Raw genomic sequence first — 6,919 nt, 5'->3', positions numbered from 1 at the left:
CCCCGGCCGGCGCCGGGATCTGTGACGACTTCCGGCCGCGCTATGCAGTTGATATCGAAGTACTGGGGCCGGATGGCGAGCCAGACAGCAAGCTGCCGATCCTGGCCGGTGTGCCGTTGCCACTGCCCACTGGTGGCGAGGAAATGGGCATCTATGCCTTTCCCGAGGAAGGCACCCAGGTGGTGGTGTGTTTTGCCTACGGCCTGCCGCACAAGCCCTATATCCAAACCATCCTGCCCCATGGCCTGAGCATGCCCAGCGTGCTGAAGGGTGACCAGGTGTGGCAGCACAGCGAGGCGTGCTAGCAGCGTGTGGACGCCGACGGCAACTGACTACGCCAGACTGACGGCAAGGCCCTGGACAAGGCGATCGAGCGGGAGGTGGAGGCGATGGGCAACACCGAACGGTTCCAGAGCCATACCAGGACGGTAGATGACCATTCCACCGAGTCGGTGGGGGGCATCAAGACGCTGGAGGCTCTGGGTGCGCTCAAGCTGCTGTCGGGCGGATCTGCCAGCCTGGCGGCAATGGATGACCTGCACCAGGTAACCGGGCGGGACTTGAACCTGGTGGTGGGGCAGAAGCACAACGCCACGGTGGGTGGCGATATGGAGGAAAGGATTCAAGGACTGCGCAGCAGTGTTGCGGCGGTCAGCCAGCGGCTGGTCGCGCCCAAGACCTGGTTGGGTTCCGAAGGGGTGAACGTTCTACAGGTGTTGTGTGATTTGCTCGACCTGGTGCAGCAGATGAACACCCAGTTAGCCTCTCATACTCACGGGCCGACACCGGTACCAGGAAATGCGTTGGTATTTTTAAGCAACTCAGGTATAGCTACTCAATTGGCCGCAAAGATAAAAACAATTACGTTCTGACTTCGATAATCCGAAGCTGTTAACTCCACCCAAGTTAGCTGTTGGCCGATTTCGCTTCTTAAAAAGGGCTGGAGTCGGCCAAGGGAGGCCGTCCAACGTCTACAGTCTCGAAGATGGTTCGAGACCGGCCATTCTGGACGCGATTAAGGAGAGGATTGATCAATCCTCTTCAGTAGACTCTTTTATGGCCTCTATCCGAGTGACCAAATACGAGGTTAGGCTCAAGATATCTAAGCAGTCTACCTCTGAAAATGTATTGGGGACTAGCGTATCAATGGGAGAGTGGTTTAAAGGGTTCCTAAAACCCATGAAAAGCCCTCTGGATAAATGATCCTGCCCTTTCTGAATGTTATCTCCAGAGTCAGTACTTACATCCGCCACTTGGATTAAGGGAGGTCGTGAGCCGAAGGCTTTACCTACTAAATCTGTACCATCGATTTTAAGGCCAGAGTTTTTTCTAATAGCTTCAAAGTAGATTTTAACACCCTGGTCAGCCGCATCTCCATATTGTTGGTTTTCATAATAGCTACGAACTCGATCTCTAAGTACCGAATGCAGGTGCCGCCAATGCAGTTGCGGGTATTCTGGTATTAGTTCATGTAGCGCTTCAACGATGGGGACATACTTCGTTATAGACTCGTCGTTATTCAGAGTATCAAGAATTATGGAAGTTTGCTCTCTAACTTTTTCGGGCATTGTGGACATCCATTTCTCGGTGTCGATGCCAGTCGCCTCTTTGATCGTGGTGCCCTTCTTTGTTCTTCTTTTTTCACGCCAGCTATTGTTGACCTTGGAAATAGTCTCGGAAAGAAATTCCCGGAATTCCGCCATCTCAAGGTTGTCCCAGTTTATTGATTGGCGATTCGTCGAGATTACATCTTCGTCAAGTTCATCAATGAAGTCTGCTCGGATCCAGCCAGTGAGATACTGGTAAAAGTGGCTGGAAGTGCTACTTGAAAAGAACTCGGGCGCATTCACAAGTTTTCCGCGCGAAAAAATAGATATGCCGCGTAACCCAGAGTTTGGGCGGATCGGAGTCTCGGCGGTAAAAAGCTTCCCAATTACATTGTTGTACTTAGAGTCATCTTCTATATAGTCGTCCAGATCCCACTCGAATTCTTTGTTAAAGTTTTTGTATCTCCGCTGCTCGTTAACGATAGCGCGCTCCGTACCCTTGTTTAAAATAATGCTAAATGTGGTGTCGGAGATAAAAATTTTAGACAAACTATCAGCCAGCGCTTCAATGTCGAAGCTCGATTGACGCTTTAGTTTCGAAAGCTTAATAGTGGTGCCCGAGGGGCGAGTGGTTTTTAAATTGTTAATTTCACGATTGGGCGAGTACTCTCCCTCAGACGTCATAAGCGTGTCCCAATCCAAGCTGAACCGGTTCTGCAGTCCGTCCTTAATCGTATCGATCGTTATATGTTTTGATAGTCCAAAAAGTGCAAGTTTTCCCAGACCTTTTTTACCAGTGGCAAGCCGCTTGAATCGTGTGGTGGGCTCATCACCTTCTTTCTGTCGGCGATTTCTACCAATGACTAGAAACTTTTCTTGAATGTCGAGCGCGCTCATCCCGTGCCCGTCGTCTGTCACACTAATAGAAGATGGCCCTGACGCAGTCTCTGTTAGATTTATTTTTACCTCGGATGAGTCCGCGTCATAGGCGTTAGAAATCAATTCAGCAAGCGCCGGAGGAAGCGTAGAGTACATTCGAACCCCCAAGTGCTCGATAGTCTTGGGGTCAAATTTCATTACAAAGCGCTTGGTCATTTTACATTCCCTGTTTCAACCGACTGTAGATGCTGTATATATTTTTTAGCGTGAGCTTTGATCAGCAAGGGCGGAAGTGCGTTACCTATCATGAGCGCGGCGTAATCTTTCCCTCGTTTTAGTGAGAATTTATAATCGTCAGGGAAAGTTTGGAGCAAGGCCGCTTCTCTAAGCGTGATTGAGCGATTCTGATCCGGGTGGATAAATCGCCCTTTAGAAGGGTTGGTGCAGCCGCCAGTGATTGTTGGTGCTACGTCATTCCAAGACATTCGCCCATAAACGTCTTTGTAAGAGCCAGGTCGTTTGATATGACAGGGTAGCCAAAGCTCAAGTGGAAGTTCGCTTCTTGAACCACCATCGATAGGAACGTTTTCGATTATCGTTAATACTTTTTTGCTTCTGGAAACAGGTAGGTCGTGAAGTACGTCACCTGAAAAACCAGGTAAAGCTAACGCACCAATTGACTGTTTTACCGTTTTTCTAGTTTTTACCTTTTCTGGCTCATTGATGATTCCAAAAAGTGAAGCTTGTAGAATCATGCGCTTTCGGCGTTGTGGCACGCCAAAGTCAGCAGCGTCCAGAACTTTTACAGTGTTCTCATCAATTATGTAGCCAAGTTCTTTAAGTTCGTCTTTAAGCTTTGACATGCGTTGATCTTTAGCAAGACCTGGCACGTTTTCCAACATAATGGTTTTTGGCAAGAAAACCTTTATGTAACGTAAAACCTCGAAGACTAGATCGTTTCGTATGTCATCTACGGAACTGGATCTGTTACGTGTTTTGTGGGTAGAGAAGCCTTGGCATGGTGGACAGCCTGCAAGTAGATCTAGTTCTCCTCGTTTTAACGCCAAACTATGCATAACTTCTTTAGGATCTATTAAAGAAAGATCGCCAATAAAAAGTCTTGTTTTTTTGTGATTTAATTTGTATGTGGCTGCCGCAGTTTCATTGAGTTCAAACCCTGCAAGTACTGAGAACCCAGCGGCTTTTAATCCAGTTGTGAGTCCACCTGCTCCACAAAACAGGTCGATTGCGCTTGCTTTCTTATGGGTCATATAAATTAACTAAGGCTCAAAAAAATAAAAAACGTCCATGTGTCCAGCTAAACGACATGCCCACTGAACGCTAGCAGAAAGCCATCCTTTGAGCCAGAGGAGCAGGAGTGAAACTCGGCTACTGCACTTTCTGTCATTCGCGAGAGGGAGTCGATTTTTGCATAGTCCTGTTGCTCATGCACGTGGCGAGCGCCAGTGCTAGCAAGCGAAAGCGCCAGACGGTCGGGCTAGGGCGTAGTCGGTCATTTTCTGCCGGCTATTTTTCTAAGCCCAAGTCATCCAGAAGCTGAAAAGATTTCAGGCAGAAGAAAAAAGATCACAAAAAAGCACTTATCCCCCTCCCGCCGACGGGGTTTGCGTCGTTTTTTTGTGCAAAGCGGGATGTAGTGCAAACAAACCTGCAGACCAGGCGGGCCGGGGGGCTCGGCAGGCGATCGGCAATTTCACAGATTGCAAAATTTTGAACAGAAATGCAGCGGGGTTGCAAAGAGCTGCTTCGGACGGACACGAATGGGGATCAACTGGAACCCCCGGTTTCATTGGGCGAAAAACTTGAAAATGCTCGGACTCGGGGGTTTTCAGAATCGCCACCAATCGAAAGCGCACATCATTGCAGGTGCAGGGTGTATAGCAGCCTATGCAGTGAGTCCCGCGCCGGTACGGGCTGGCAGGCTGATTACGTCGGGGTGAGGGGGTTCAAACTTTTGCACGGGCGCGGCGTACATGAGGAAGGGCGGCGAGAGCAGTCTGGTGCGGTACGCCTGAGCGGATGCTGACAACTTTTTCCAGGTACAGCCCCTCCTGACACGTAAGTAGCGTCAGCGGGTCGAAAAACGTCCGAAAACCCCGGATTCATTGGGGAACGTCACTTACAGTCACGTCGTCAAAAAGTGTAAGTAAGGAAAGCGTCTTAAAAAACCCTTTAAAAAGAGTAGGTTGAAGCCATCCTCACTTACAGTCATGAACTGTTCGGCGCCGACACTGATCTGACAGTCTACTTACGGTTTAGAGATGGTTCTAAGCTATTGAAATATAAGGGGTAGAGATAGATAAAAAATCTCACTTACACTTCTTACGCACTTTTGGTGGATGCACCGGAAAAAAATCTCGTGTGTCGTAGGAGGGGGCTTGATGCGTAGGCACACCTCGGCGGCGTTCAACTTGGCGGGGTAGTCTCGCCCGCTTTAAAGGTCGTCTGTGAAACCTTCATTACTTTCATTGGCTGGCGGCGTTGCTGCTTGAAGCCTCTCTATCAACCATGCGCAAGACGCTGACATCGAAAGTGCGTCGTCAGTATCGAGTTGCCTGTCGGTTAGGTGAGCAGCATCGTTTCGAACCTTGGTCAGCCGTACAAAGGTTGAGTAAGTCAGATCGTCGATGATTCCTTTACCTAATAGGATCTGCATCTTGTAGCTGGGGCGGTCGTATTTCGCCGCAAACTTCATTCCCAGCCTGGCAATCAACAGATTGAGCGCGGACTCAACTTCAAACCAAGAGTGCAGGATGGCAGCCCGGGGGGCGGTAGCGGCTAATTGGGCTGCGATAGAGGACATTGGCGGGACGATCAGCGCATCCGAATGGCTGGCTTTGGTAGTCAAATCCGCTTGGACTGCCTTCAGTTGTTCTTCAAGATCAATCTGGAGCTCGCCATATTTTAGGCTGCGGATTTTTGGCAGAAGCCCAGTGATGTGATGCTTGAACGACAAAAGCACAACGATCACTGCAATCGGCCAGGCCAATGAGGAAGTTAGTGCTGCCACAAACTGCATCCAATCCATGGTGCTACTCCCTTTTGGGGTCGTTGTTACGTGGCTTGTTACGTATTACGCAAAAAACAAAGGCCTGCATCGCTGCAAGCCCTTGTTTTGTATGGTGCCGGCACCAGGAGTCGAACCCGGGACCTACTGATTACAAGTCAGTTGCTCTACCAACTGAGCTATACCGGCGTGTTAGGGCGACGATTATAGCGATTGGAAAGGTTCTGTAAACCCCTGAATTCTGACTATTTTTCAGATCGCGGTTTTTCCGCTGCCGGCTGTGCTTTCCAGCGGATTCGTGGGGGTGAGATCCTGCTGTGGCAGCGGATAAATACTCGCCATTAATTTGACCATTTGCCGTTCGTCGAAATGGATCCAATAGAAAACACCAAAATAATGACACTTTCATGCTCCTGTCCCACACTGCCTAAACAACAAGTGCACCTAAAAGGTGCCGTGACAAGGGAGGATGGTCTGTGAGCCAGGACGACAAACGTTTTGCAACGAATACTGCCCGTCATGATCAGCAGATGACGTCGACGCTGCAGTTCTTCGAAGATACCCCCATCGCAGATGCGCCCTGCGCCGCTGAACAACCCCAGCCAATCGCTTTGCCAGCCTGCCATGCGCGGGTTGTGGTGTTGGCGTCGGTCAATGGCGGGGTGGGGCGCAGCACTCTGGCGGCGCTGTTGGGCAGTGGCTTGCAACGATTGGGGCGTGCGGTGACGGTCCTGGAGCTGGACCCGCAAAACGCCCTGCGCCTGCACTTTGGCCTGCCTCAGGACACCCCGGGCATCGGCCGCGCCAGTCTGTGCAATCAACCGTGGGATCACCTCGTCCAGCCCGGTTTCGCTGGCTGTCGGGTGCTGGTTTTTGGCGAGACCGACCTGCAACAGCAGGAGGACTTGCAGCGCTGGCTCAAGCAGGACCCGGATTGGCTGGCGCAACACCTGTCGCGCCTGGGCTTGAGTGAGCAGGACATGGTCATCATCGATACCCCCGCCGGCAATAACGTTTACCTGCACCAGGCGTTGCATGTCGCCAATAGCGTGGTGGTGGTTGCCCTGGCGGACGCGGCGTCGCTGGGTGCGCTGGAGCAAATGCAGCGCTTGCTGGCGCCGTACCTTGCGCGGCCGTCGGCCCCGCGTTGCCACGTGTTCGTCAACCAACTGGATGAAGGCAGCGCCTTCAGCCTGGATATGGTGGAGGTCTTCAAGCAGCGCCTTGGGGAAAACGCTCTGGAAGTGATCCATCGCGACCCGCTGATCAGTGAGGCACTGGCCTTTGGCGAGGACCCGCTGGACAGCGAGGCGGTGAGCATGGCCTGTGACGATATCCATGGGCTGTGCCAGCGATTGGATGGTGCTTGAACCGCGTCTTATACGGTTAACCGCAGATGCTTATGCACAATCTGTTGGTTGGACAGAGGTTGAAACAGCCATTTTGTGGAGCTGTTCTCATTACG

General features: G+C 51.1%; 4 protein-coding genes, 1 tRNA gene and 1 pseudogene. 2 read left to right on the top strand and 4 right to left on the bottom strand.

From position 1 onward, the window contains the following. A pseudogene (locus H097_RS21510) lies at nucleotides 1-872 on the top strand (hypothetical protein); the annotation flags it as partial. Nucleotides 873-1,031: 159 nt separating this feature from the next. On the opposite strand, the gene H097_RS21505 reads toward H097_RS21510, so the two are convergent. From H097_RS21505 to H097_RS21495, 4 genes are all read right to left on the bottom strand, one after another. Beyond that, complete coding sequence (locus tag H097_RS21505; RefSeq protein WP_032862332.1) at nucleotides 1,032-2,642, bottom strand: TIGR02391 family protein; 1,611 nt, start codon at nucleotides 2,640-2,642, stop codon at nucleotides 1,032-1,034. Continuing rightward, nucleotides 2,639-3,697: a DNA cytosine methyltransferase gene (locus H097_RS27970; protein ID WP_032862330.1), complete on the bottom strand. Its 1,059-nt coding sequence runs from the start codon at nucleotides 3,695-3,697 to the stop codon at nucleotides 2,639-2,641. Before H097_RS27970 ends, H097_RS21505 begins: the two co-directional genes overlap by 4 nt. A gap of 1,184 nt (nucleotides 3,698-4,881) precedes the next feature. Next, nucleotides 4,882-5,475 carry a hypothetical protein gene (locus tag H097_RS21500; protein WP_032862329.1) on the bottom strand — a complete coding sequence of 198 codons (594 nt, stop codon included), beginning with the start codon at nucleotides 5,473-5,475 and terminating at the stop codon, nucleotides 4,882-4,884. A 92-nt stretch (nucleotides 5,476-5,567) separates the two neighbouring features. Then, nucleotides 5,568-5,643: transfer RNA gene (locus H097_RS21495), tRNA-Thr, on the bottom strand. 341 nt (nucleotides 5,644-5,984) lie between these two features. Between H097_RS21495 and bcsQ the strand changes: the two genes are divergently transcribed. After that, nucleotides 5,985-6,824: a cellulose biosynthesis protein BcsQ gene (gene bcsQ / locus H097_RS21490; RefSeq protein ID WP_082445653.1), complete on the top strand. Its 840-nt coding sequence runs from the start codon at nucleotides 5,985-5,987 to the stop codon at nucleotides 6,822-6,824. Nucleotides 6,825-6,919 lie beyond the last annotated feature (95 nt).

Origin of the sequence: Pseudomonas sp. FH4, assembly GCF_000510915.2 — a bacterium.
GTDB classification, from domain to species: Bacteria; Pseudomonadota; Gammaproteobacteria; order Pseudomonadales; family Pseudomonadaceae; genus Aquipseudomonas; species Aquipseudomonas brenneri.
This window is presented reverse-complemented; position numbering and strand designations above follow the sequence as displayed.